This window comes from Kitasatospora putterlickiae (genome assembly GCF_039527695.1).
GTDB classification, from domain to species: domain Bacteria; phylum Actinomycetota; class Actinomycetes; order Streptomycetales; family Streptomycetaceae; genus Kitasatospora; species Kitasatospora putterlickiae.
In genome coordinates this window covers 1-24,512 of the sequence record NZ_BAAAKJ010000044.1, presented here as the reverse complement: position 1 = coordinate 24,512, position 24,512 = coordinate 1, and the positions used below count along the sequence as shown (strand labels likewise).

Below are 24,512 nucleotides of genomic sequence, written 5' to 3'. Positions count from 1 at the left end.
GCTGCCGGAGGCCGCCCGCCGGGCCACCGGCTGGGCGGGCGCCGTCAGCCTGGTCTTCCTGACCAGCACCCTCGCCAACCTGACCCTGCAACTGCGCGTCACCACCCGGCTGCAGCGGCACGGCCCGCCCTCCCGGTGGATCCCGGCCGGCCTCGCGCTCGCCGCCACCGGCTTCCTGCTGCCGCTCGCCGCACCCGGCCTGCCCGGTGTGCTGGGCGGCGTCCTGCTGCTCCAACTCGGCCTGATGACCGCGCAGCCCTTCGTCCTCGCGCTGATCCCCGCGTTCGGGCGGGCCGACCTCACCGGCACCTACTACGGCCTCTACTACGTCGTCTCCGGCTTCGCCGCCGCGCTCGGCAACACTCTGATCGGCCGGGCCATGGACAGCGCCGCCACCGCGCCCTGGCTGCTCTGCGCCCTTCTCGGCCTGGCCTCCGCCACCGCCACCGCCCGGCTGCACCGCGCCGGACGGCTCCCCGTCCCCGCCCGCCCCCTCCCCAGCGAGGCCCGATGAACCACCGCCGCCCGGCCCCCGCCCCGGCCGCCGACACCCACCGCAACCTGCTCACCGACCACCCGGAACTCTACGAACTCCGCTTCCCCGACCCCGGGTTCACCGCCGCCCGGTGGGCCGAGGCGATGCTCCGCGAGCACGGCGCCGGACCCGACGTCCTCGACCTCGGCTGCGGCACCGGCCGCGACGCCGGCTGGCTGCACCGCACGGCCGGACGCACCGTGACCGGCCTGGACAGCTCGCCCGCGATGATCGCCCACGCCCGGACCCGGCACCCCGGACCGGCCTACCACCTCGGCGACATGCGGGACTTCACCCTCCCAGGCCGGTTCGACGCGGTGCTCTGCCTGGACAGCGCGCTGCTCTACTGCCACACCAACGCCGACCTCGACGCCCTGTTCGGCCGGCTCCGCCACCACCTGCGCCCCGGCGGCCTGCTGGTCGCCGAGATGCGCAACGGCGCCTTCTTCCTCGGCCGCACCGAACTCCTCGACGCCCCGCGGTTCGACCGCGTCACCCACGACGGCGTCACCCACACCTCACGCACCGTGCTGCGGATCGACCACGCCGCCCAACTCCTGCGCCGCACCCGCACCTGGGCCGGCGACGACGGCGCCCCGCCAGTGGAGCAGCACTCCGCCTGGCGGCTGCTCTTCCCCCAGGAGCTGCGCCACCTGCTCGCCGTCCACGGCTTCACCGTGCTCGCCCTCCACGACCGCCCCGGACCGCGCACCGAGCCGCCCTGGACGGACGGCGACCGCCCCGCCGACACCGCCGACGGCGACCGCCTCCACCTGGTCGCCCGCCGGGATGTCGGTCCCCTCGGCTAGCGTCGGCGTCATGACCACCACGAGCGCCGCCGTTCCCGCCCCCGAGGAGATCGCCGCGCTCCTCGCCGTCCTGGACGCCGGGGCGCCGGCGCGCGGCGTCGACGAGCCGGTCGTCCGGCGGGCGTTCGAGGCCGAGCGCCCGGGTCCGCTGCCCGACCACTGGTGGCTGGCCGTCCCGGGCGGGACGTACGAGGAGGCGTTCGCCGCGCTGGGTCTGCACGACCGGATCCCGGTGACCGTCCGGTACGGGCTGGCCGCGCAGACGGACGACGAGAAGTTCACGCCCGGGCCGGTGCACCGGGTGTTCGTCACGCCCGAGTACGCGGGATGGCGGCTGATCTACGCGGAGTCCCCGCTGCGGGAGACGACGTGGTGGCCGCACGAGGTGATCGAGCGCCTCAGCGCCGTCTGCGGCCGCGCCCAGGTGTTCTTCCAGGACCCGTTCGCCGACTCCGTCATCTGGGCCGCCGCCGAGGACGGCGTCCTGGTGCGCGGCTACTGGCGGTACGGCGAGCCGGAGTGGACGGGGGAGCCGTTGCCCTGGGAGCCGCTGCCCTCCGCCGAGGACGCCGACGAGAACGGCCTCGAACTCAACGCCTCCCTGGTCGAATCCATCGGAGCGGCCGCCGCGGGCCTCTCCGTGGACCCCGCCGCGATCACCGTCGACACCCCGGTCCGCGGCCACGGCTGGCTGGCCCTGACCGCGTCGGGCGCCGGCCACGACGGCTTCGGGGACGCGCCGGTGCTCTGAGCCCTCCGGGGGCGTGCGGCCTCCCGTGCGAGCCCCTCACCGGGGCCTCACCACGCCTTCACCCCACCTCGCGTGCTGATCCCCCGTGAACCGTCGGACACGGCCTAGGCTGAGCACGCCCGGGCGGCCGGACGGCCGTGGGAGTCGGGAGTGGCCCGGCGGCCGGGGTCTCGGAGGTGGTCGCGATGGTCAGCGGTGGGACAACGGCCGAGGTGTGCTGCGTGGCGGCCGTCCCGTGCTGGGTGAGCCTGATGGCGCGCGACCTCGACGCGGCCAAGGCCTTCTACGGGCCTTTGCTGGGCTGGGAGTTCGAGCCCGGACCGGACCGCTTCGGCCCCTATGTGCACGCCGTCACCGGAGGGGAGGCGGTGGCCGGACTGGGCGTCGCGAGCGGCGGCTGGGACATGCCCGTCGCCTGGACCAGCTACTTCGGCACCGAGAGCGCGGACGCCGCCGCCGACGCGGTCCGTGAGCGCGGTGCGACGCTCGCGGTGGGCCCGCTCTCCTTCGACGCCGGCCGGGTGGCGTTCGCCGCGGACCCGGCGGGCGCGGTGTTCGGCATCTGGGAGGGTCCGCTGGGCCGCGCCCGGCGGCTGGACCTCATGGGCGCGCCGGTCTGGATCGAGCTGCGCACCCCGGACCCGTTCGCGGCCGCGCTCTTCTACGGCGAGGTGTTCCGCTGGGACGGCCGGGTGCCGGAGCGGTTCGAGGTCCGCTGGGAGCACGACCGGGTGGTGCTGCGGGCCGAGGGGCACAGTGTCGCCGCGCTCGCCAGGGAGCAGGCGGGCGGCCCGGCGGGGATGCCGCCGCACTGGGAGGTGTCGTTCGCGGTGCCGGACACCGACGCGGCGGTGGCCAAGGCGGGGGAGCTCGGCGGCAACGCGCTCGGGCCGGCGTTCGACTCGCCGTACGGGCGGGTGGCCCGGCTCCAGGACCCGGAGGGCGGCCGGTTCGCGGTGATCAGCGCCAAGCGCTGACCGGAGCCCCGCGAGTCGTGACGGCTACGGACCGGCCTCGGCGATCTCCGCCCGGTCGGCCCGCAGCCGTTCGGCGAGCGCGTTCCGGGCGGCGGCGGGGAGGGCCTTGCGGGCGGCGGCGAACAGCCGCTCCTCCTCGGCCGCCAGGTGGCGGCGCAGCAGCTCCGCCAGTCCGCGCAGCAGGGTGTCCAGCGCGGGGTCGCCGGCCGGCAGGGCCTGCAGGTCCGCGAGGTACTGGCCGATCGCGAGGTGGTCGTGGATGCACCGGAACACGATCGCGCCGCCGTCCGGCACGTCGTGCTGGACGACCGGGAAGAGGTGCTCCTCCTCGGCCGCGCAGTGGCTGAACAGCAGGTCGGTGAGGCGCCCGATCAGCCGGTCCCGCTCCGCCGGGTCCCCCTGGCCGGCCTCGATCCGGGTGAGCAGGTCCTCCACCGCGCGGTGTTCCGCGGTGAACTCGCCGAGGATGTCCGGCCTGCGGCCCATGGCGTACCCGCCTCTCCCGCTCTCCCGCTCTCCCCGTCCGCCGGGGTTCCGCCCCCCGACACCTCCAGTATCCGGCGCCGCGCCCCTTGCCCGGGCGGAGCGGGGATCGCCGCAGGTCAGAGGCAGGTCAGAGGCAGGTCGGCGACGGGGGAGGAGCGGTTCAGGGACGGTTCAGGGGCGGTCCCGGCGTCCGGTGAGGGCGAGCATCCGGGTCTGCGGGCCGGCGTCGTCCGCCACCGGCAGCGGCGGGTCGAACAGTCCGCTGCCGGAGAGGTCCCCGTAGCCGGTGTACTCGGCGAGCGCGAAGTCCACCAGGTCCTCCGGCAGCCGGGTGAGCCGGCCGGTGCCCTCGGCGAGGTCCCAGGTGTGCACGACGGCGTCGGCGGTCAGCTGGTCCAGGTAGTACTGGCCGGAGACGTCGCCGAAGGAGAGGTGCACGGTGAGCGCGGTGGCGCCGGGGACGGCGAAGGCCTCGCGGGCGGCGTCCGCGGCGGCGGTCCAGGCGCCGACCGGGTCGTCACCGAGGACGTCGCCGTCGAAGCGGGCGCCGACCTCGCTGAGGGTGGCGCCCATCAGCAGCTCGGGCACCCAGAGTTGCTCGCCGGTGAGGTGGTTGACCAGCTCGCGGACGGACCAGTCGGCGCAGGGGGTGGGCGCGTCCCACTGGTCGGGGGTGACCAGCCGCACCCGTTCGGTGAAGGCGGCGAGGGCCTCGGCGTACGGGGTGTCCTGGTCCGGTGCCCGGCGGTGTTCCTTGCGATGTGCCATGTCCTGAGCCTGCCCCGCCTCGTGCCGTCGTACGCCGGTCCACATCACCGCTGACCCGGTCACGCCAAAATCTCCCGTCGCAACAGTTGTTCAAATTCAAACTTGCCGGTACGGTCAAACCACCCCTGGTTCGAATTTGAACAAATCCGACCAGTTTTGACGAACCCCCCCTTTTCTGATGGAGACGCGCATGCCGAGCACCAGCCCGAGCACGACCGCCGCCACCACCTCTCTCGCCGCGGCCGGGAGCACCCCCGGCTCCGCGATCGCCTCCCCGCACGCCTATGACGCGGGCCTCCTGCTGCTGCGCGTGGCCTTCGGTCTGACCATGGCCGCCCACGGCAGCCAGAAGCTCTTCGGCTGGTTCGGTGGCGGCGGGATCGACGGCACCGCCAAGTTCTTCGATTCGACGGGCTACCCGGCGGCCAAGGCCATGGCCGTCGTCGCCGGCCTCACCGAGTTCGGCGGCGGCCTGGCGCTCGCCGTCGGCCTGCTGGCCCCGCTGGCCGCCGCCGCGATCCTGGGCACCATGCTGAACGCCCTCGCCGTCAGCTGGAACGGCAACTTCTTCGCCATGAAGGACGGCGCGGAGTACGAACTCATCCTGATCGCCGGCGCGGCGGCGCTCGCGCTGACCGGTCCCGGCCGCTACGCGGTGGACCGCTACCTGCCGGTGGTGCGCGAGCACCGGTTGTCGTACGGCGCCGGCGCCGTCGTGCTGGGCCTGGTCACCGCGGGCGTGGTGCTCCTCGTCCGGAGCTGAGGCAGCACAACTGACGCGTCATAACGGACGCTCCGCGGTGGCGAACCCGACACCCGCAAAGACCGCCGGTCACCCGACCGGCGGTCTTTTGTCGTTCTGCGGTCGTTCCGTGAAGTTCCTGTGGGGAAGCGGCAGTTGCCGGTTCTGGGCCTTCCTTCGCCATGTGATGCATGCAATTGTACATGTCACACCCCCCGCCGATGCTCGACGGGAGCCGCCCCAAACGGCGCCGTCGCAACGGTCCTCACCACCGCTCCGGCCGCACCCCCACGCGGCCGACGAAGGCCCGGAGGCCCCCACGTGAGTACCGCACGCCCTTTGCTCCAACGACCGCACATCGCGAGGCTGTTGACGCTGCTGCTCGCGATGCTCGTGGCGGTCGGACTGTTCACCCCGCGCGCCCAGGCCGCCCCCGCCCCGGCCTCGCCGCCGCCCGGCGGAGGCTCGCCGGCCACCTCGCCCGCGAACGCGGCCGGACCCGCCGGCCTGGCCCCGCGACCCGCGATCGGTGACGCCCCGGTCACCCCCGGGACGAAGAACACGGTGCCGGCCCGCGACCGCGCCCCGTTCTCGACCACCGACCCCGAGCGCGCCGAGACCCTGTCGGCGGCGGAGCGGAAGTCGTGGCAGCAGGCCGAGCTGGCCAAGGCCTTCGGCGAGAGTGCCCCCATGGCTCTCGGCGAACAGCCCTGCAACATCCCCGACTTCAGCCGCACCGGCGGCGCCCTGGTGGAGGCCGTCAAGGCGGCCGACCTCGGCTGCATCAACAGCCTGTTCCTGCTGACCGGCGGGGACGCGAGCGGAACGTTCCGCGAGTCCCAGATGGTCACGGTGGCGGACGCCCTGCGTGACAACGCCGCCGCCTACCCGGGCGACAACTCCACCTCCACCGCCCAGCTGGTGCTGTTCCTGCGGGCCGGCTACTACGTGCAGTGGTACCACGCGACCGACGTCGGCACCTACGGCACCGCCCTGCAGACCTCGATCCGCGGCGCGCTGGACGGCTTCTTCAACAGCGCGCACTCCCAGGACGTCTCCGCGACCAACGCGGGCACGCTCGGCGAGGCGATCACCCTCATCGACAGCGCGCAGGAGAACGTCCGCTACCTGCCGGTGGTGAAGCGCCTGCTGGGCGCCTACGACGCCGCCACCCACAACCCGGCGAACATGGGCAACGCGCTCAACAGCGTGTTCACCGTGCTGTGGCGCGGCCACCAGACGGAGGGCTTCGTCGAGGCGGTGCAGGCCGACCCGGCCGTGTTCGACGCGCTCTCCGGCTTCGCCACCGCCAACGGCGACCTGCTCGGCGGCGACTACACCTTCCTGGTCTACAACGCGACCCGGGAGCTGGGCCGCTTCCTGCAGTACGAGGCGCTGCGGCCCAAGGTCAGCCCGCTGATGAAGGGGCTGGCCGAGAAGTCCTCGCCGAGCGACCGCACCTCCTACCAGTGGGCCGCCGTCGCCGAGATGGGCGAGGCCTACGACAAGGGCAACTGCTCCTACTACGGCACCTGTGACGCCCCCTCCCGGCTCCGGTCGGCCGTCCTGACCGTCGACCACGCCTGTAGCCCGAGCATCCGCGTCCTCGCCCAGAAGCTGGACGCCGGACAGCTGGGCACCACCTGCGACAGCCTCAACGGCCAGGACGCCTTCTTCCACACGGTGGTCAAGGACAGCGGCCCGGTCGCCGAGGACCAGAACACCACGATCGAGGTCGTGGTCTTCCACACCCGCCTCGACTACGCCGTCTTCGCGGCCGGCATCTACGGCATCGACACCAACAACGGCGGCATGTACCTGGAGGGCAAGCCGAACGAGGCCGGCAACCAGCCGCGCTTCCTCGCCTACGAGGCCGACTGGTCGCCGGACTTCCAGATCTGGAACCTCAACCACGAGTACACCCACTACCTCGACGGCCGGTTCGACATGTTCGGCGACTTCGACGCCGGCATGACCACCCCGACCATCTGGTGGGTCGAGGGCCTCGCCGAGTACGTCTCCTACTCGTACCGCAAGGAGACCTACGACGCGGCCATCACCGCGGCCGGCCAGCACACCTACCGGCTCTCCGACCTGTTCGACACCGCGTACGGCGACCAGGAGCGCGTCTACCGCTGGGGCTACCTGGCCGTCCGCTACATGCTGGAGAAGCACCCCGGCGACATGGACGCCGTGCTCGCCAAGTACCGCGCCGGTGACTGGGCCGGCGCCCGCACCATCCTCAAGGACACCATCGGCACCCGCTACGACGCGGACTTCGACCGCTGGCTGACCGAGTGCGCGGCGGGCGCCTGCGCCGACGGCGGCAACCCGGCCGGCAACAAGCCGCCCACCGCCGCCTTCACCAGCGCGGTCTCCGGCCTCGCGGTCACCTTCACCGACGGCTCCACCGACCCGGACGGCACCATCGCCTCCCGCGCCTGGGACTTCGGCGACGGCACCACCGACACCGCGGCCAACCCGGCCAAGTCGTACGCCCAGGCGGGCACCTACACCGTCACGCTCACGGTGACCGACGACAAGGGCACCACCGCGAGCACCCGCCAGGACGTCACCGTCGGCGGCTCGGGCGGCTCCGGCCAGTGCACCGACGCGGACACCCGGCGGCTGGACCGCAACTGCGGGCGCTCCGACGCGGCGGCGATCACCGGCAACTACGCGCACTTCTACCTGCTCCTCCCGGCCGGGGTGACGCAGCTGCGGCTCACCAGCACGGGCGGCACCGGCAACGCCGACCTCTACTTCAACGACGCCGACTGGGCCTACACCGACTCCTTCACCACCAAGTCCACCAACTCCGACAACACCGAGACCCTGACCATCACCAACCCGCCGGCCGGCTACGTCTTCCTGAGCCTCTACGCCCAGGAGGGCTTCTCCGGCGCGAGCATCAAGGCCGAGTACTAGCCGAGCAGTCGTGACCACAGGTCCGACCTGACCGAGGGCCCCGGCGCACACCGCCGGGGCCCTCCCGCGTCGTGGCGCTCACTCCCCGATCCGCACCAGGGCGAGCGTGATGTTGTCCGGTCCGCCGGCCTCGATCGCGGCCTTCCAGAGATCGAACGCCGCCCGCCCGTCGGCCCGTTCGACCTCCGCCGGCGGCCGGGCGAGCAGTGCCGACAGCTCCTCCTCCGGCACCGGGTCGGTCAGGCCGTCGCTGCACACCAGGTACCGGTCGCCGACGGCCAGCGGCGCGCTGCGCACGTGGGGTTCGACGAAGGTCAGCCCGAGCGAGCCGCCGAGGGTCTGGGTGACCACCGAGGTGGCGCGCCGGCCGGGCGGCAGCGGCGGGGTGTCGTCCACACTGACCCGGCGCAGGCCGCCGCCGACGCGGTAGACGCGGCTGTCGCCGATGTTGAAGATCACCGCCCGGTCGTCCAGCAGCACCAGGCCCGCCACCGTGGTGCCCATCGCGGCCAGGCCGGGATCGCCGCCGGCGGCCGCGTAGACCGCCCGGTTGCAGGCCTGGAGGGCGTCCCGGACGCTCTCCTCGCCGTCCAGCCCGGGCCCGGCCGCCGCCAGCCGCCGGGCGACCAGGGAGCTGGCGACCTCGCCGCCGGGGTGGCCGCCGAGCCCGTCGGCGACCGCGACCAGGCAGGGCGGGCCGAGCGGGAAGAGCAGGGTCTGAGGGTTGGTGGTGACGGTCGCGCAGAGCGTCCAGGGGCCGACGGTGAGGCTGTCCTCGTTGCGCTCGCGCAGCAGGCCCTCGTGGCTCAGCGCGCTCACCGCGATGTACGCCGCCATCGGTTCGCCGCCCTTCGAGTGCCCGGCCGACCGCTTCCGGCTCCTCCCATTGTCCCGCCGTCCCTCCGCGCCGCCTCGTCGGGCGACCGTATTGCATCGAGCGGTCCAAAACGGCTACGGTGCTGCCATGGCGAGACCGCGCACCTTCGACGAGGACCGGGCGCTGGACGCGGCGATGCGCGCGTTCTGGGCGAACGGCTACGAGGCCACCTCCACCCAGGACCTCTGCGAGGCGACCGGCCTCGGGCGGAGCAGCGTCTACAACACGTTCAGCAGCAAGCGCGAGCTGTTCCGGCGGTCGCTGGACCGCTACAACGAGCTGATGACCGTCCCGCAGATCGCGCTGCTGGAGGACCGGGAGCTGCCCCCGCTGGAGCGGATCCGGATCCTGCTGGCGCGGGTCGTCGACGGGGAGTTCGAGAACCGTCCGCAGGGGCGCAGCATCGGCTGCCTGACCGTGAACACCGTCGTCGAGCTGGCCGGGCGCGACCCGGAGGCGGCCGCGGTGCTGGAGCGGGACCAGGAGGTGCGGCTCGCCGCGCTGGGGGCCGCGATCGGTGCCGGGCAGCGCGCGGGCGAGATCGCCGGGCGCCGCGAGGCGGGCGAGCTGGCCCGGTTCGTGAACGCGGTGATCGCCGGCATGCGGGTCGCCGCCAAGGGCGGGGCCGACCGGGCCGCGGTGGAGGCCATCGCCGCCACCGCGGTGGACGCGCTCACCCCCTGACCGCCGGGCCGGCCGCCCAGGCGGGTCCGCGGCGTGCCCCGCGCATGCCCGGGTTGAGGCATGCCCTGATTTTGAACCGATCCATCCAAAACTATGGGGGACATTTCCCATGCCACGTGCCGTGTACGTCCTCGCCCTCGGCATCTTCGCGATGGTGACCAGTGAGTTCGCCGTCGCCGGCCTGATGCCGCAGCTGGCCGAGGGTCTCGACGTGACCGTTCCGCAGGTCGGCTACCTGATCACCGCCTTCTCCGTCGCGATGTCCTTCGGCGGCCCCTTCCTCGCCATCTCACTACTGAGAATGCGCCAGAAGTACGCGCTGATGGTGCTGTTCGCGGTCTTCCTGGTCGGCAACCTGCTCGCCGCGACCGCCTCCGGCTATCCGGTGATGCTGGTGGCCCGGGTGGTCAGCGGGGTGGCCGCGCAGGCCTTCTTCGGCATCTCGATCTCGCTGGCCGCCCAGCTGGCCCGGCCCGAGCTGCGCGGGCGGGTGATCGCGGTGCTGATGAACGGCCTGATGCTCGGCACCCTGCTCGGCCTGCCGCTGGCCACCGTCATCGGCGAGCGCCTCGGCTGGCGGGCGGCGTTCTGGGCGGTGGCCGTGCTCACCGTGGCGGTCGCGCTGGGCACCCTCGCCGGGGTGCCGGACGCCGATCACGCCGAGGGCGGCGGCTCGCTCCGCACCGAACTGGGCGCGCTGCGCAACCGGCGGCTCTGGCTGGCCTTCGTCACCAGCACCCTGATCATCGGCGCGACCTTCTCGCTGTTCAGCTACGTCAACCCGATCCTCACCGGGATCACCGGCTTCGACGCCGGCTCCGTTCCGCTGCTGCTCGTCGCCTACGGCGCGGCGACCGTCGTCGGCAACACCGTGGTCGGCCGGCTCGCCGACCGGTACGCGCTGCCGGTGCTCGCCGTCGGCCTGGCGCTGAACGCCGTCTTCCTGGCCGGCCTCGCGCTCTTCGCCCAGCTCCGGGTGCCGGCGGTCGGCCTGCTGCTCGGGGTCGGCCTGGTCGGCGTGACCATGAACCCGGCGATGGCCTCGCGGGTGCAGCGGATCGGCAACCCCCGTCCGCTGGTGAACACCGTCCACAACGCCTTCATCACGCTGGGCGTCATCCTCGGCTCCCTGCTGGGCGGGATCGCCATCGACGTCCAGGGCCTGCGGGCCGTTCTCTGGCTGGGTGTGGCCATGGCCGTCGCGGGCCTGCTGACCCTGGTCCCGGACGCCCTGCGCGCCCGTAGTACGGTCTCGGGCCAGGGTCCGGGCGCTGGGGGGGAATAACCCCCCGGTGGTGGATGCTAAAGTGGTTGAAACTTTGACGATCGGATCCTGAGCCGGGTTTCCCAGCGGGATTCAGCCTGGAGCGTGGTGAGCAGCATGCAGTTCGGAATCTTCACCGTCGGCGACGTCACCCCTGACCCGACCACCGGCCGCACCCCGACCGAGAACGAGCGGATCAAGGCCACCGTCGCCATCGCCCGCAAGGCGGAGGAGGTCGGCCTGGACGTCTTCGCGACCGGCGAGCACCACAACCCGCCGTTCGTGCCGTCCTCGCCGACCACCCTGCTCGGCTACATCGCCGCGCAGACCGACCGCATCATCCTCTCCACCTCGACCACGCTGATCACCACCAACGACCCGGTGAAGATCGCGGAGGACTACGCGGTGCTCCAGCACCTCGCCGACGGCCGGGTGGACCTCATGATGGGCCGCGGCAACACCGGCCCGGTCTACCCGTGGTTCGGCAAGGACATCCGCCAGGGCATCCCGCTCGCGATCGAGAACTACGCGCTGCTGCACCAGCTGTGGCGCGAGGACGTGGTCGACTGGTCGGGCCGCTTCCGCACCCCGCTGCAGTCCTTCACGGCCACCCCGCGCCCGCTCGACGGCGTCCCGCCGTTCGTCTGGCACGGCTCGATCCGCAGCCCCGAGATCGCCGAGCAGGCCGCCTACTACGGCGACGGCTTCTTCGCGAACAATATCTTCTGGCCCAAGGAGCACTTCAAGAAGCTGATCAACCTCTACCGCGAGCGCTTCGCCCACTACGGGCACGGCACCCCCGAGCAGGCCATCGTCGGCCTCGGCGGCCAGGTGTTCATGCGCAAGAACTCGCAGGACGCGGTGCGCGAGTTCCGCCCGTACTTCGACAACGCGCCGGTGTACGGACACGGGCCGTCCATGGAGGAGTTCACCGAGCAGACCCCGCTCACCGTCGGCAGCCCGCAGGAGGTCATCGAGAAGACCCTGGCCTTCCGCGACACCTTCGGCGACTACCAGCGCCAGCTGTTCCTGATGGACCACGCCGGCCTGCCGCTGAAGACCGTGCTGGAGCAGCTCGACCTGCTCGGCGAGGAGGTCGTGCCGGTGCTGCGCGAGGAGTTCGCCAAGGGCCGCCCGGCCGGCGTCCCGGACGCGCCGACCCACGCCTCGCTGGTCGCGGCCGACCGCGCCCGCCAGGAGCAGGAGTCGAACACCGAGGAGAACGTGGAGGTCTCCAAGTGACCGCGTACCGACTGGCGGTGGTCAGCGCCGGCCTGAGCAAGCCGTCCTCGACGCGCCTGCTCGCGGACCGGCTGGCCGACGCGACGGTCCGCCGGCTCGCCGCCGACGGACGCGAGGTGGAGGTGACGGTGATCGAACTGCGCGACCTCGCCACCGACATCGCGCACAACTTCGTCACCGGCTTCCCCGGCGCCGCGCTGAGCGAGGCGGTCGAGACGGTCACCCGCGCCGACGGGCTGATCGTGGTGACGCCGATCTTCACCGCCTCCTACAGCGGGCTGTTCAAGTCGTTCTTCGACGTGATCGACCCCGATGTGCTCAGCGGCAAGCCGGTGCTGATCGCCGCCACCGGCGGCACGCCCCGGCACTCGCTGGCGCTGGAGCACGCGGTGCGGCCGCTGTTCAGCTACCTGCGCTCGGTGGTCGTGCCGACCGCGGTCTACGCGGCCACCGACGACTGGGGCACCACGGGCGACCGGCTCACCGACGGGCTCCCGGGCCGGATCGAGCGGGCCGCCGGCGAACTCGCCGGGCTGCTCGCCGGCCGCGCCCCCAGCGGGCCGGCGGCGGACGGCGGGGTGCGGGAGGAGAGCGTGGTCCCGTTCGCCGAGCAGCTGGCCGCCCTGCGGGTCTGACGGCGGCGGCGTACGCGTACGAGAAGGGGCGGGCCCGGGAGACCGGGCCCGCCCCTTTTCCGTGCGTTCAGCCCACCCGCGCCGTGCGTTCAGCCCACCCGCGCGTCGTACGAGGCCCGGGCCGCCGCGATCTCGCGCTGGTGCGTCTCCGTCCAGGCGACCAGCGACCGGACGGTCTCGTGCAGCGTGTGTCCCAGCGGCGTGAGCGCGTAGTCCACCCGGGGCGGCACCACCGGGTGCACCGTCCGCTCGACCAGGCCGTCCCGCTCCAGCTGACGCAGCGTGACGGTCAGCATCCGCTGGCTGACCCCGTCGATCTCCCGCCGCAACTCGGTGAAGCGCAGCGAGCCGCGGTCCAGCAGGGCGATCACCAGCAGCGACCACTTGTCGGCGATGCGGTCGAGGATCTGCCGGACCTCGCAGTCCTCCCGGGTGTCCCACTGGAACGCGTCGTAGCCGTCCTCGGTATCCGCGCAGTGCGTCGGTGACTTCAAAGTGCCTTCTTCCATGCCTCCTGATGCTCCCTCAGGATGGCAGTGGTTACAAGAGGGAACCGATCGGACGAGGAGGAACCGCCCCGTCCGGCCTCCCCGCCTCCCCGCGCATTCCAGGAGACCTCCGTGTCCGCGTCCTCAGCCGTGCCCAAAACCAGTACCCCCGTCCCCGCCCCCGCCCCCGTTCCCGCCCCCGGGGCCGCCGGGCCGCCCCCGTCCGCCCGCCTCACCGGCCGTGAGACCGCCGTCCTGCTCGTCCTGTGCGGCGCGATCTTCCTGGAGGGCGTGGACGTCGCCATGCTCAACGTGGCGCTCCCCTCGATCCGCGCCGACCTCGGCATGGGCACCGGCTCGCTCAGCTGGGTGCTCAGCGCCTACATGCTCGGCTACGGCGGCTTCATGCTGCTCGGCGGCCGCACCGCGGACCTGCTCGGACGGCGCCGGACGTTCCTGTTCTGGCTCACCGTCTTCGTCCTCTTCTCCGGACTCGGCGGCCTCGCCGGCGCCCCCTGGGTCCTCATCCTGGCCCGCTTCGCCACCGGCCTCGCGGCCGCCTTCATGACCCCCGCCGGCCTGGCGATCATCACCACCGCCTTCGCCGAGGGCCCGCGCCGCAACCGCGCGCTGCTGCTCTACGCGGGCACCGCCGCCGCCGGCTTCTCTCTCGGCCTGGTCGCCGGCGGCCTGCTCACCGCGATCAGCTGGCGCTGGGTCTTCTTCGCCCCGGTGCTGCTCGCCGGCGGCCTGCTGATCGCCGCCCTGCCGCTGCTCCCGCGCGACCGGCCGCCCGCCCGCCGCCCCGGCGAGCGCTTCGACCTGGCCGGCGCCGCCACCGCCACCGGGGCCATGCTGCTGCTCGTCCACGCGGTGGTCCGGACCGGCGAACCGGACGCCGCCGCCGTCCTGACCCTCGCCGAGCTGGCCGGCGGACTGGCCCTGCTGGCCGCCTTCGTCGCCGTCGAACGGCGCTCCGCCGCACCGCTGGTCCGCCTCGGCCTGCTGCGCTCCGGCCCGCTGCTGCGCGCCAACCTCGGCGCGCTGCTGTTCGCCGGCTCCTTCTTCGGCTTCCAGTTCACCGCCACCCTCTACCTGCAGGACCTGCGCGGCTGGACCCCGCTGCAGACCGGCCTCGCGCTGCTCGCCATCGGCGCGGACGCGGTGCTCGCGCCGACCCTCACCCCCCGGCTGGTGGAGCGGTTCGGCACCGTCCGGGTGATCCTCGGGGGCTTCGTCCTGGCGGCGGTGTCCTACGCGCTGTTCCTGCCGGTCGGCATGGACTGGAGCTACCCCATGATGTTCCCGACCATGATCCTCACCGGCCTGGCCTTCGCCCTCGCCTACGGGCCGCTGACCATCGCCGCCACCGACGGCGTCGCCGAGGAGGAGCAGGGGCTGGCCGGCGGGCTGCTCAACACCGCCTTCCAGTTCGGCGCGGCGCTCGGCCTCTCCGCGGTCACCACCGTCCACCTGGCCGCGGTCGGCTCCGGCTCCTCCGGGCTGGACGGCTTCCGCGCCGCCCTGGCGGTCCCGGTCGCGGCGGTCACCCTCGGCGCCCTGATCACGGCGCTCGGCCTGCGCCGCCGCCGCACCGCGTCCTGACCCCGTCGTCCGCCCCGTCGAGCCCCTCACCGGCGCCCCCGGTGAGGGGCCGTTCCCGCTTCCTCCTCCGCTTGTCCCTCCTCAGCCCGCCGACCGTGCCGAAATGTCCGCTCTGGGGTGTAATCGTACGGATGATCAGACCCCGGAGACCGGAGTCCACCGATGCCGCAGCCCGTCCTCAGCCCGCTCACCAGCGCCGCGATCTTCCTCGTCCTCACCATCGACCCCGGCGGCGAACCCGCCGTCCGGGCGCTGCTGCCCGACCTGGCCGGCCTGCGCCGCGCGGTCGGCTTCCGCGCCCCCGAGGCCGGACTGACCTGTGTCACCGGCATCGGCTCGGACGCCTGGGACCGGCTCTTCGACGGCCCCCGCCCGGCCGAACTGCACCCCTTCCGGGAGATCGCCGGCGCCCGCCACCGGGCCCCGGCCACCCCCGGCGACTTGCTGTTCCACCTGCGCGCCGCCCGGATGGACCTCTGCTTCGAACTCGCCGGCCAGCTCACCAACCGCCTCGCCGGCGCCGCCACCGTGGTCGACGCCGTGCACGGCTTCCGCTATTTCGACGACCGCGACCTCCTGGGCTTCGTCGACGGCACCGAGAACCCCGAGGGCCGGGCGGCGGCGGACGCCGTCCTGATCGGCGCGGAGGACCCGGAGTACGCGGGCGGCAGCTACGTGATCGTCCAGAAGTACCTGCACGACCTGGACGCCTGGAACCGCCTCCCCGTCGAGGCCCAGGAGCGCGCCGTCGGCCGCACCAAGCTCACCGACATCGAACTCGCCGACGACGTCAAGCCCGCTGACTCGCACGTCGCGCTGACCGCCGTCACCGGCCCGGACGGCGAGGAACGGCAGATCATGCGGTTCAACATGGCGTTCGGCTCGTTCGCCGGGGGAGGGGAGTTCGGGACGTACTTCATCGGCTACTCGCGCACGCCGGCGGTGACCGAGGAGATGCTGGAGAACATGTTCGTCGGCCGCCCGCCCGGCGCCCACGACCGCCTGCTGGACTTCTCCGTCGCGGCCACCGGGACCCTGTTCCACGTCCCGACCGCCGACTTCCTCGACGCCCCGCCGCCCGCGCCGACGGCCGCCGCGTCCGCTGTCGTCCCCGCCCCGGTCCCGTCCGTCGTCCCGGCCCCGTCCGCCGCCCCCTCCGACGGCTCCCTCGCCATCGGCAGCCTGAAAGGCACCCCCGCGCCATGAACAACCTGCACCGCGAGCTCGCCCCCGTCTCCGCCGCGGCCTGGGCGGAGATCGAGGAGGAGGCCAGGCAGACCTTCAAGCTCCACCTCGCCGGCCGCCGCGTCGTCGACCTGAACGGCCCCGACGGCCCCACCCTCGCGGCCGTCGGCACCGGCCACCTCACCGCCATCGACCCGCCCAACCCGGGCGTCCAGGCCCACGCCCGCGAGGTGCGGCCGCTCGTCGAACTCCGGGTGCCCTTCTCGGTCGACCGCTCCGCCGTGGACGACGTCGAACGCGGCTCCCGGGACAGCGACTGGGGCCCGGTGAAGGCGGCCGCCCGCACCCTCGCCCTCACCGAGGACCGCGCCGTCTTCGACGGCTACCCCGCCGCCGCCATCGAGGGCATCCGCACGGCCGCCACCAACCCCGCCGTCCCCCTCCCCACCGACGTCCGCGACTACCCGGAGGCCGTGAGCCACGCCCTCACCACCCTCCGCCTCGCCGGAGTGGGCGGCCCCTACGCCCTCCTCCTCGGCGCCGACGCCTACACCGCGGTGAACGAAACCTCCGACCACGGCTACCCCATCGCCAGCCACATCGCCCGCCTCCTCGACGGCGACCTCATCTGGGCCCCCGCCATCGAAGGCGCCCTCCTCGTCTCCACCCGCGGCGCCGACTTCGAACTGACCCTCGGCCAGGACGTCAGCGTCGGCTACCTCTCCCACGGCCCCGACACCATCGCCCTGTACCTGACCGAGACCTTGACATCCCGCGTCCTCACCCCCGAAGCCGCCGTCCCCCTCACCACCTGACATCACATGACTGCAAGCAACCTGAGCACCCGCCCAGCCTCGGTCGGCAGCACCGCTGACCTGCCCGGACGGTCCCCAGCTGTCCGTGGACGTCCGCCGATGTACGTACCCGTGTAGCGCAGTGACCGCGCGACCGCCACGAACCGCCCGATCTGGCACGCCCATGGCACGGCCAAACGACTGAGGCCGCCTTCCCAAGGTGGAAGACGGCGCTCATGCGTCACGAAGCCTCGCTACGAGGCAAGCATCTCTACCTGCTGCGATTGGAACTCGTCGGCCTGGCCAATAGGCCTAGGGCCGGAGTGCGGGTGCCGCCGCTCAGCCACCATCTGGTCCGGCCACTCCGGCGCGCCATCGCCTGCGGCGTGGATCGCAGCCCGAATGGCAGTCTGCGCATACCGCAATGTATCCGGGGCATCGCCCCCCGTAGCTGTAAGCTCAATGTCAACCGTCATGTCGGTCGCGTCCATGGCCACGCCAGAGTCGCAGAGTCGCGAGTCGCATGCCTCAAGGTCGAGAAGGGCCTCCATGACGCGCTCCGCGCTGTTGGACGGCTCATCGGCCGTCTCGGGCCCGACAACTTTAAAGGTCCAACGAACGGTTGCTCGGAGACTCTCGGTCACAGGATCCCCTTCCAGCATGCGTCACAGACCGCCGGGCGGTGACAGTTCCCGCTGCGGTCAGCGGAGCGAGTTTGGCAGGTGGGTGCCCGACAAGGCCTTGAAGATCAACCGGAACGGCTTCCGGTGCATCGAGAACCCTGAGTTCGAGGCGAGCCGCACGGCCGGGCTGCTGACAGAGTGGTGCGGTTTTCGATGGCTCCGTGCACCCCGACATCGCCGTCGTTTGATCGGAAGACGGTGGAGCGAACGTGTCGGCCGAGCGGCAGGACGCGCCGGAGGGCGTGATCGGCGTCCCGATCACGCCCTCCGGCGGGCCTGGTGGTTTCAGTACCAGATGGGCATCCACCAGATCCCCGGTGTGGCCGATCCGTTCGCACGGCGCGCCAAATCGGCGGCGAGAGGGCGAGGGAATTCGGCTATCGGGGCGTGGGCGTCGCTCATGACGGCATTTCTCTCTGTTCGCGCGTGTGTGCCGGTGAGGGGTCGAAGATCTTCGGCCTCTCGGGATCATTCTTAGCAGGCATGATCGGCGAAGCGCAAACGGCGGAGCGACAGGTTGGGGGATGTTCGAAACTGCACAGAAGGCATGCCCAAGCTGTAACTGTGTCGTTTCCTTGCGATCAATTTCGATCGCTTTCGAATCGTGAAGTGACGCGTTCAATCGGAATGTGCTACTCCGATCTCGCGTGTCCTCGAATCCTGGCCAGTTCCACCTTGGCGGTGGCGGCCTGGTCTGCCGCCCCGACCTGTTCGGCGAGGGTGATGGCGGCGGTCAGACGGCCGATCGCGGAGTCGGTGTGGCCAAGCGCCTCCTCGGTGCGACCGAGCCCTCGCAGGGCGGCCGCCTCCTCTCGGCCGGCCCCGACGGATCGGGCCAACTCCAAGGCCAGGGAGTGTTGGTCGTGGGCGTCGGCGGGGCGGCCGGCGGACCGGAGTGTGTCGCCGAGGCCATTGAGCGCGGCGGCCTCGTGGCGGACGCCGCCGACTGACCGGAACACTGTCAGTGCCGACCGGTAGAGGGTCATGGCGTGATCGAGGGCGTCCGGAATCGCGAGTGCGGAGGCCAGGTTGATCTTCACGACGGCCAGATCGAACGGCGACATGCAGTCCGCGCCGCTGGTGAGTATCCGCTGGAAGGTGTCGCGGGCCGCTGATTTGTTGCCGGTCCCCAGGTGGAGATCTCCGATGTTGTTGAGAATTATCATTTCGAAGACTAGGTCATTGAATTGCCGGGCTAGCGGAAGGGCGCTCTGATAGGCGGCAAGTGCCAATTCCTGATTTCCTAAAGAGTTCTGGACGATTCCGATATTGGCGAGGCATCGGGCGGTGTTCCAGCGGTCCCCGCTCTCTCTTCGCAGTCGCAATGCCTCCTCCTGTCGGGACAGCGCCTCGGTGAGGGAACTCTGGTGCCAGAGCACTTCCCCCAGCAGGCCCAGGGCCTCCGCCGTGGCGTCGGCGTCCTGTTCGGTGCGGGCGAGGGCGAGGCCGCGGTCGAGGGCCTTGAAGGCGGCGGGGTAGCGGGAGGCGTTGGCCAGGGTGGCGCCGAGGTCGATCAGGGCGCGGGCCTCGCAGCGGTCGTTCGCCGCCGAACGCCAGTGGGCGGCGGCGGCCCGGTGCATGTCGTGGGCCTCGCTCCAGTAGGCCTGGGCGTCCAGGCGGCCGGCCAGCACGTGGGCCAGCCAGGCGGCGGCCTCCGGGTGGGTGGTGGCGCGGGCGTGGGAGGCGAGGGCGGTCAGGGCGGCCTGTTCGGTGTCCAGCCAGTCCCGCGCCGACTCCTGTGAATCGAGGTCAAGGTCGTACAACAGCGTTTCCATTCCAGGCAATTGACGGAATGCCGGGAGTGGAAGACGGGAACGCCGGGGATACAGTAGCCGGTCCGCCTGGTCGGCCGCGTGCAGCATGAATCCGAGCAGTCGTCGCAATGCCGCCCCGCCCTCCTGCTCGGTGCCTTCGTCCCGCATCAGGGCGAGTGCGTAATCCCGGAGGAGGTCGTGGAGTTGATACCTTTCGGGCGAATCCTCCTGCACCAGGTGGCAGTGCAGCAGAGCCTCAAGCAGCTGGTCCGTCTCGTCGACCGGGCGCCCGAGCAGCGCCGCCGCCGCGTGCAGGCCGATGTCGGGTCCGGGGTGGGCGCCGAGCAGTCGGAAGGCCTGCCGCTGGTCGGCCGGCAGCGACCGGTAGGACATCTCGAAGGCGCGGGCGACGCTCTCCGTGTCGTGCCGGATCTCGGCGAGCCGGCCGGTCTTGCGGGAGAGGCGCAGCGCGAGGTGGTCCAGGGTCCAGGACGGCCGCGCCTTGAACCGGCTGGCGGCGATCTCGATGGCGAGCGGCAGCAGCCCGCAGTGGTCGACGATCTCGACGATCCGGCCGCGGTCGTCGGCGCGCTCGCGCCCGACCACCGAGATGAACAGGGCGACCGCGTCGTCCACCGACAGGAGGTCCAGGAAGACCGGTCTGGAGCCCGGGAGTTCCGCCAGCCGGCGGCGGCTGGTGACGAGGACCAGCGAGGCGGGCGCGGGCGGCAGCAGGGGGCGCAACTGCGCCGCGGTGGCCGCGTCGTCGAGCACGACGACCGCCCGCCGGGTGGCGAGCACCTCGGCGCAGAGCGCGAACAGCTCCTCGCTGTCGAGCGGGATGGTGGTGGCCGGCACCCCGAGCCGGCGCAGCAGCGAGGTGGCGACCGCCTGGGGTGCGAGCGGGCGCTGGTTGACGGCGTGGGCGCCGAGGTTGAGGTGGACGTACCCCTCGGGGAACCGGCTCCGCATCAGGTGGGCGGCGTGCAGCGCCAGCGTGGTCTTGCCGACCCCGGCCATGCCGAGGATCGCCGAAACGGTCACCACGCCGCCCTGTTCGACGGCCTCCCCGGACGCTCCGAGCAGGCGGCGCAGATCGTCCCGCCGGCCGATCAGGCGGCGTCCCGTCGGCGTGGGCGCGGGGCCGACGGCGCGTGGAGCGGAGGAGGGGCGCGGGGTGACGGTCGCGCGCCCGGCGGGTTCGGTGAGCGGGTCGCCGGAGAGCATCCGCTCGTGCAGCCGGACGAGGGTCTCGCCGGGGCCGGTGCCGAGGTCGGCCCGCAGCCTGCGGACGACGGTGGGGTAGACGGCGAGCGCCTCCGCCGGCCGGCCGGCGCCGTGCAGGGCGACCAACAGGTGGGCGGCGACCCGTTCGTCGGTGGGGCGTTCCTCGCGCAGGGTGGTGAGTTCGGGGACGACCTCGGTGAAGCGGCCGAGCCGCAGGTCGATCTCGATCCGCAGCAGGGTGGTGGCGAGGCGCTGGTCGGTCATGGTGGCGCGGGTGGACTGGGCCCAGCTGCCGGGCAGGCCGGCCAGTGGTTCGCCGCGCCAGATTTCCTCGGCCCGGCCCAGTACAGTCCGGGCTTGTACGTCCTCACCGTTCTCGGTGAGTTGGCGGGCATGCCGGGAAAGGTCGACAAAACGCCAGTAGTCGATCAGCTGGCGATCGGCATGAAGCGTATACGTGTGCGATCCGCTCTCGATGACCGGGGTGTCGCGGGACGCGCCGCGCCCCTCCTCCGCGACGGCCTTTCGCAACTGCTTCCGCATGCGGGAGACGAGGGTGTGGATGCTGGCCACCGCGCTGGGCGGGGGGTCCTCGTCCCACAGCCGGTTGGCCAGCTTTTCGTGGTCGAGCGGGCGGCCGACGTCCAGCGCCAGGGCGGCCAGCAGCCGCCTCCCTTGATCCGCGCGAATTGCCGACAACTCGCCGTTCACCGAAAGTTCAACCGAACCCAGAAGGTGGAACTCCATTGTGACGCCCCCCGCCGGTTGGCTACCAGCTTGCCGTGTCAAGGAGCATCCCACGATTGCGGGGGTCGCATCCATACCGCACCCCTCTGTACGGCGAGGCGTCATTGACACAAAACTCAGTCCGGAAGAGCCTCATGTGATATGGGAGATCGGCTGATTGACCGGCAACATCGGCCGCTCCCGTCACTTCTGTCCATCGTTCTACGGGTAGGGGGAACCAGTGGAGCCGGATCGGTTCAGAACAGCGGGAGCCGGCCAACCGGAGCCCGGGACACGGAACTCGGTGTCCGGCACCCGGGTCGACGGCTCGGTCGTCCAGGCTGGGGAGATCCACCACCTGGCCGTCTACGGCCAGGCCGCCCCGCCACCCGCCGCCCCGACGCTCCCCGTGCCGCGCCAACTCCCGCCAACACCACGGAGATTGGTCGGCCGTGATGCCGATCTGGCAGCGCTGGACCGCGAGTTGGACGAAGCACCGGAAGGCCCCGCCGACGTCACCGTGGTGGTCACCGGCCCGGCCGGCGTCGGCAAGACCGCGCTCGCCGCCCAGTGGCTGCGCCGCCGCGCCGGCCGCTTCCCGGACGGCCAGCTCTACGCCGACCTGCGCGGCCACGCCCCCGGCGGGCCCGCCGACCCGGCCGAGGCGCTCGGCGGCTTCCTGCGCGCCTTCGGCATCGCGCCGGTGCCGCGAAACCTCGCCGAGGTCGCCGCGCTCTGGCGCTCGCTCGCCGCCGGACGCCGGATCGCCGTCCTGCTCGACAACGCCTCCACCGCCGCCCAGGTCCGCCCGCTGCTGCCCGGCTCCGAACACGCGGTGGTCGTCGTCACCAGCCGCCGCCGGCTCACCGGACTCGGCATAGACGGCGCCGTGTTCCGGCCGGTCGACGTGCTCTCGGACGACGACTCGGTGCGACTGCTCGCCCAGCGGGTCGGCGCCGACCGGGTGGCCCGCGAGGAGGAGGCCGCCGCCCTGGTGGTGGAACGCTGCGGCCGGCTCCCGCTCGCCGTCTGCCTGGCGGCCGCCCGGATCGCCGCCCGCCCGGTCCAACCGCTCGCCGCCACCGCCGCCGCGCTCCGCCAGGAGTCCGAGGGGATCGCCGCGCTCGATGTCGAGGGGGAAGCCGTGCGGCACGCGCTGGACGCGTCCTTCGAGGTGCTCGGGGCGGAGGCGGTCCGGCTGTACCGGCTGCTCGGGCTGCTGCCGTTCCCGGTCTTCACGCTGGAGGTGGTCTGCGCGGTCGGCGGCCTGGAGCCGGCCGAGGCCGACCGACTGCTCGGCGGACTCATCGACGTCCACCTGCTGGAGGAGATGAAGGATGGTTTCCGCTTCCACGACCTGGTGAAACTCCACGCCCGGGCCCGCGCCGACGAGATCCGGGAGCAGGCGGAGGGCCGGGCCGCCGTCGACCGCGTCTTCGACTGGTACCTCGCCACCACCACCGCCGCCGAGGCGCTGCTGAGCCCCAGCCACCGCACCCTGCGCCGCGACTACACCACCGAACCGGTGGCGGGCGCACGGGAGTTCGCGGACGAGCCGGACGCCGTCCGGTGGCTCGACGCGGAGACCGGCCGGCTCGCCGAGGCCGTCCGCTGGGCCGCCGTCACGGGCCGGGCCGCCACCGCCTGGCAACTCGTCGACGCCATGTGGCCGTTGTTCCTGCGACTGCGCCCGGCCCGGCTGTGGATCGAGGCCCACCGGATCGGCCGCACCGCCGCCCGCACCGACGGCGACCATGACGGCCTGCTGCGGATGCTCACCTCCGGCGGCACCGGCCTGCGCAACGCGGGGGAGGGCGACCTGGCCGCCGAGTGGTTCACCGAGGCGCTCCAACTGGCCCGCGCCGTCGGGCTGCCGCTCGTCGAGGCCGACGCCCTGTACGGGCTCAGCCAGACCCACCGCACGGCGGGCCGGCTCGCCGAGGCGGCCGACTGCCTGCGCACGACAGCCGACCTCCGCGAGGCCGGGGGCTACCTCCGCGGCACCGCGCTCGCCCGCCTGGCGCTCGGCGACGTCCAACTCGCGGACGGCCGCCCCGCCGAGGCCGTCCCCGTCATCACCGACGCCCACCGCGACCTGCTCGCCGTCTCCGCCACTTACGAGGCGGCCCGCGCGCTCGCCTTCCTCGGCCAGGCCCACGCGGCCCTCGGCGCCCACGACGAGGCCGCCCGGTGCTACGCCGACGCGCTCGCCGAATTCCGCACCGGCGGCGCCCGCCACTGGGAGGCCCGCGTCCTCGAACTCACCGGCGACCTCGCCCGCACCCGCGGCGACCTGACCGAAGCCGCCATCCACTACCGCGAGTCCCTGGCCCGCTACGAAGCCCTCTCCGCCCCCGACACCGCCCGCCTCACCACGGCCCTCACCACCCTGGGAGACCCCCCGGAAGCGGAGTAGGAAGTCGACGGGGCCGACCTCCCATTCCTGGCGGGGCAGCGGCCTCGCGCGGCCCGGCGCTGGTGGTACTGGCCAGGGCGGTCGGTTGGAGTGGGAAGTCGACTGGCCCGACTTCTCACTCCGGGTTGGTCCTGGGGGTGTTTCGGTGGTTGCTCTCCGGCGGCCTCGCACCCTGCGAGGGACTGCCGGAGGCCGTAGTGGCCTCGTGGGGCCCGGCGCTGGTGGTACTGGCCAGGGCGGTTGGTTGGAGTGGGAAGTCGGCCTGCCCGACTTTTCACTCCGGGCTCGCCGACGGTCGCACAGCGAGTCTCGGCCGATCGGTGCCCGGAGAAGGTCTGGTGGGGGAGTGGGAAGTCGGCCCGCCCGACTTCTCACTCCGGGCGGTCATGGCGGGGAGTGCCAGCGCCCGTGGCGGGTGATGGGCGCAGGCGTGCAGGGGTTGGCTGTCCCGCCGCGTGGTGGCTGGGGGCTGCCCTGCGGCCGTCAGTTGGACGGACTTGGTTGTGGTCGGAATGGGATCGGGGTGGTGTGTGGGTTTGTCGGGTGGTGGGCCTGGTCGGTGGGGTGGCCGCGTGGTGTCGGTTGTGGTCGGTGAAGGCCGGGGCGCTGTGGGGGCTTGTCGGGTGGTGGGCCCGGCCGGTGGGGTGGCCGGGCCCGGGTGGGGTCAGGTGGGTGGGAGGCAGTGTGGGCAGGGGGGTTGGGAGGTGTACGCCGAGGCGGTCAGGGTGGTGATCTCGGCGAGGGTGCGGCCGGCGGCGAGCCAGGTGTGGGCGAGGGAGCCGACGGCCAGTCGCTGTGCGGGTGAGGGCGGGCCGCTGTTCCCCGGCCGGGGCCGGAGGACCAGCCGACCGCCCGTCCGGGTCAGCACGAGCAGCGTGCCGCCCTCGCCGTCGGCGGTGGCCACCGCGCAGCCAGGGTGGGCCCGCAGGACGGCGG

General features: G+C 72.7%; 19 protein-coding genes and 1 pseudogene. 14 read left to right on the top strand and 6 right to left on the bottom strand.

From position 1 onward, the window contains the following. The 4 genes from ABD308_RS05370 to ABD308_RS05355 form a co-directional block, all read left to right on the top strand. The coding region (locus tag ABD308_RS05370) for an MFS transporter (RefSeq protein ID WP_486327008.1) at positions 1-514 on the top strand (514 nt) is incomplete at its 5' end. After that, entirely contained in the window at positions 511-1,344 is an 834-nt protein-coding gene (locus tag ABD308_RS05365; protein ID WP_344327196.1) for a methyltransferase domain-containing protein, read from the top strand. The genes ABD308_RS05370 and ABD308_RS05365, both read left to right, overlap by 4 nt. A gap of 10 nt (positions 1,345-1,354) precedes the next feature. Then, positions 1,355-2,095, top strand: a complete 741-nt coding sequence (locus ABD308_RS05360; RefSeq protein ID WP_344327159.1) for a hypothetical protein — start codon at positions 1,355-1,357, stop codon at positions 2,093-2,095. 221 nt (positions 2,096-2,316) lie between these two features. Then, positions 2,317-3,072: a VOC family protein gene (locus ABD308_RS05355; protein ID WP_344327146.1), complete on the top strand. Its 756-nt coding sequence runs from the start codon at positions 2,317-2,319 to the stop codon at positions 3,070-3,072. Between the two features lie 24 nt (positions 3,073-3,096). Here the strand turns inward: ABD308_RS05355 and ABD308_RS05350 are convergent, their stop codons facing one another. Together ABD308_RS05350 and ABD308_RS05345 are read right to left on the bottom strand one after the other, a co-directional pair. Next, positions 3,097-3,558, bottom strand: coding sequence for a hemerythrin domain-containing protein (locus ABD308_RS05350; RefSeq protein ID WP_344327134.1), 462 nt, complete (start codon positions 3,556-3,558; stop codon positions 3,097-3,099). A 171-nt stretch (positions 3,559-3,729) separates the two neighbouring features. After that, positions 3,730-4,326: a TIGR03086 family metal-binding protein gene (locus ABD308_RS05345; RefSeq protein ID WP_344327120.1), complete on the bottom strand. Its 597-nt coding sequence runs from the start codon at positions 4,324-4,326 to the stop codon at positions 3,730-3,732. A 190-nt stretch (positions 4,327-4,516) separates the two neighbouring features. Between ABD308_RS05345 and ABD308_RS05340 the strand changes: the two genes are divergently transcribed. Together ABD308_RS05340 and ABD308_RS05335 are read left to right on the top strand one after the other, a co-directional pair. Then, positions 4,517-5,089 (top strand): DoxX family protein, encoded by a 573-nt coding sequence (locus ABD308_RS05340; protein WP_344327109.1) that lies wholly within the window; start codon positions 4,517-4,519, stop codon positions 5,087-5,089. Positions 5,090-5,437: 348 nt separating this feature from the next. Then, complete coding sequence (locus tag ABD308_RS05335; RefSeq protein WP_425554697.1) at positions 5,438-7,996, top strand: collagenase; 2,559 nt, start codon at positions 5,438-5,440, stop codon at positions 7,994-7,996. A gap of 78 nt (positions 7,997-8,074) precedes the next feature. On the opposite strand, the gene ABD308_RS05330 is transcribed toward ABD308_RS05335, so the two are convergent. Further along, a complete protein-coding gene (locus tag ABD308_RS05330) occupies positions 8,075-8,833 on the bottom strand; it encodes a PP2C family protein-serine/threonine phosphatase (protein ID WP_344327100.1) in 759 nt (252 codons plus the stop codon). A 127-nt stretch (positions 8,834-8,960) separates the two neighbouring features. Between ABD308_RS05330 and ABD308_RS05325 the strand changes: the two genes are divergently transcribed. From ABD308_RS05325 to ABD308_RS05310, 4 genes are all read left to right on the top strand, one after another. Continuing rightward, positions 8,961-9,557: a TetR/AcrR family transcriptional regulator gene (locus ABD308_RS05325; protein WP_344327090.1), complete on the top strand. Its 597-nt coding sequence runs from the start codon at positions 8,961-8,963 to the stop codon at positions 9,555-9,557. A gap of 109 nt (positions 9,558-9,666) precedes the next feature. Next, the gene (locus ABD308_RS05320; protein WP_344327081.1) at positions 9,667-10,842 is read left to right on the top strand and encodes an MFS transporter; all 1,176 of its coding nucleotides are present in this window, start codon (positions 9,667-9,669) and stop codon (positions 10,840-10,842) included. Between the two features lie 96 nt (positions 10,843-10,938). Next, the gene (locus ABD308_RS05315; RefSeq protein ID WP_344327051.1) at positions 10,939-12,063 is read left to right on the top strand and encodes an LLM class flavin-dependent oxidoreductase; all 1,125 of its coding nucleotides are present in this window, start codon (positions 10,939-10,941) and stop codon (positions 12,061-12,063) included. Further along, positions 12,060-12,698 carry an FMN reductase gene (locus tag ABD308_RS05310; RefSeq protein ID WP_344327016.1) on the top strand — a complete coding sequence of 213 codons (639 nt, stop codon included), beginning with the start codon at positions 12,060-12,062 and terminating at the stop codon, positions 12,696-12,698. The genes ABD308_RS05315 and ABD308_RS05310 overlap by 4 nt, the downstream gene beginning before the upstream one ends. An 89-nt stretch (positions 12,699-12,787) precedes the next feature. Here ABD308_RS05310 and ABD308_RS05305 read toward each other — a convergent pair whose 3' ends face one another. Next, on the bottom strand, positions 12,788-13,207 hold the full coding sequence (locus ABD308_RS05305; protein ID WP_344327005.1) for a winged helix-turn-helix transcriptional regulator: 420 nt from the start codon (positions 13,205-13,207) through the stop codon (positions 12,788-12,790). 111 nt (positions 13,208-13,318) lie between these two features. Between ABD308_RS05305 and ABD308_RS05300 the strand changes: the two genes are divergently transcribed. The 3 genes from ABD308_RS05300 (at position 13,319) to ABD308_RS05290 (ending at position 16,791) form a co-directional block, all read left to right on the top strand. Then, on the top strand, positions 13,319-14,791 hold the full coding sequence (locus ABD308_RS05300; RefSeq protein ID WP_425554696.1) for an MFS transporter: 1,473 nt from the start codon (positions 13,319-13,321) through the stop codon (positions 14,789-14,791). A 162-nt stretch (positions 14,792-14,953) separates the two neighbouring features. Continuing rightward, entirely contained in the window at positions 14,954-15,997 is a 1,044-nt protein-coding gene (locus ABD308_RS05295) for a Dyp-type peroxidase (protein WP_344326992.1), read from the top strand. Continuing rightward, on the top strand, positions 15,994-16,791 hold the full coding sequence (locus ABD308_RS05290) for a family 1 encapsulin nanocompartment shell protein (RefSeq protein ID WP_344326957.1): 798 nt from the start codon (positions 15,994-15,996) through the stop codon (positions 16,789-16,791). The genes ABD308_RS05295 and ABD308_RS05290 overlap by 4 nt, the downstream gene beginning before the upstream one ends. Before the next feature lie 1,294 nt (positions 16,792-18,085). Here ABD308_RS05290 and ABD308_RS05285 read toward each other — a convergent pair. Then, entirely contained in the window at positions 18,086-21,133 is a 3,048-nt protein-coding gene (locus tag ABD308_RS05285; protein ID WP_344326944.1) for an AfsR/SARP family transcriptional regulator, read from the bottom strand. Between the two features lie 331 nt (positions 21,134-21,464). Here ABD308_RS05285 and ABD308_RS05280 point away from each other — a divergent pair, with 331 nt between their 5' ends. Next, positions 21,465-23,576, top strand: a complete 2,112-nt coding sequence (locus ABD308_RS05280) for an ATP-binding protein (protein WP_344326933.1) — start codon at positions 21,465-21,467, stop codon at positions 23,574-23,576. A 664-nt stretch (positions 23,577-24,240) separates the two neighbouring features. Here the strand turns inward: ABD308_RS05280 and ABD308_RS05275 are convergent. Further along, positions 24,241-24,512: pseudogene (locus ABD308_RS05275) on the bottom strand (hypothetical protein); the annotation flags it as partial.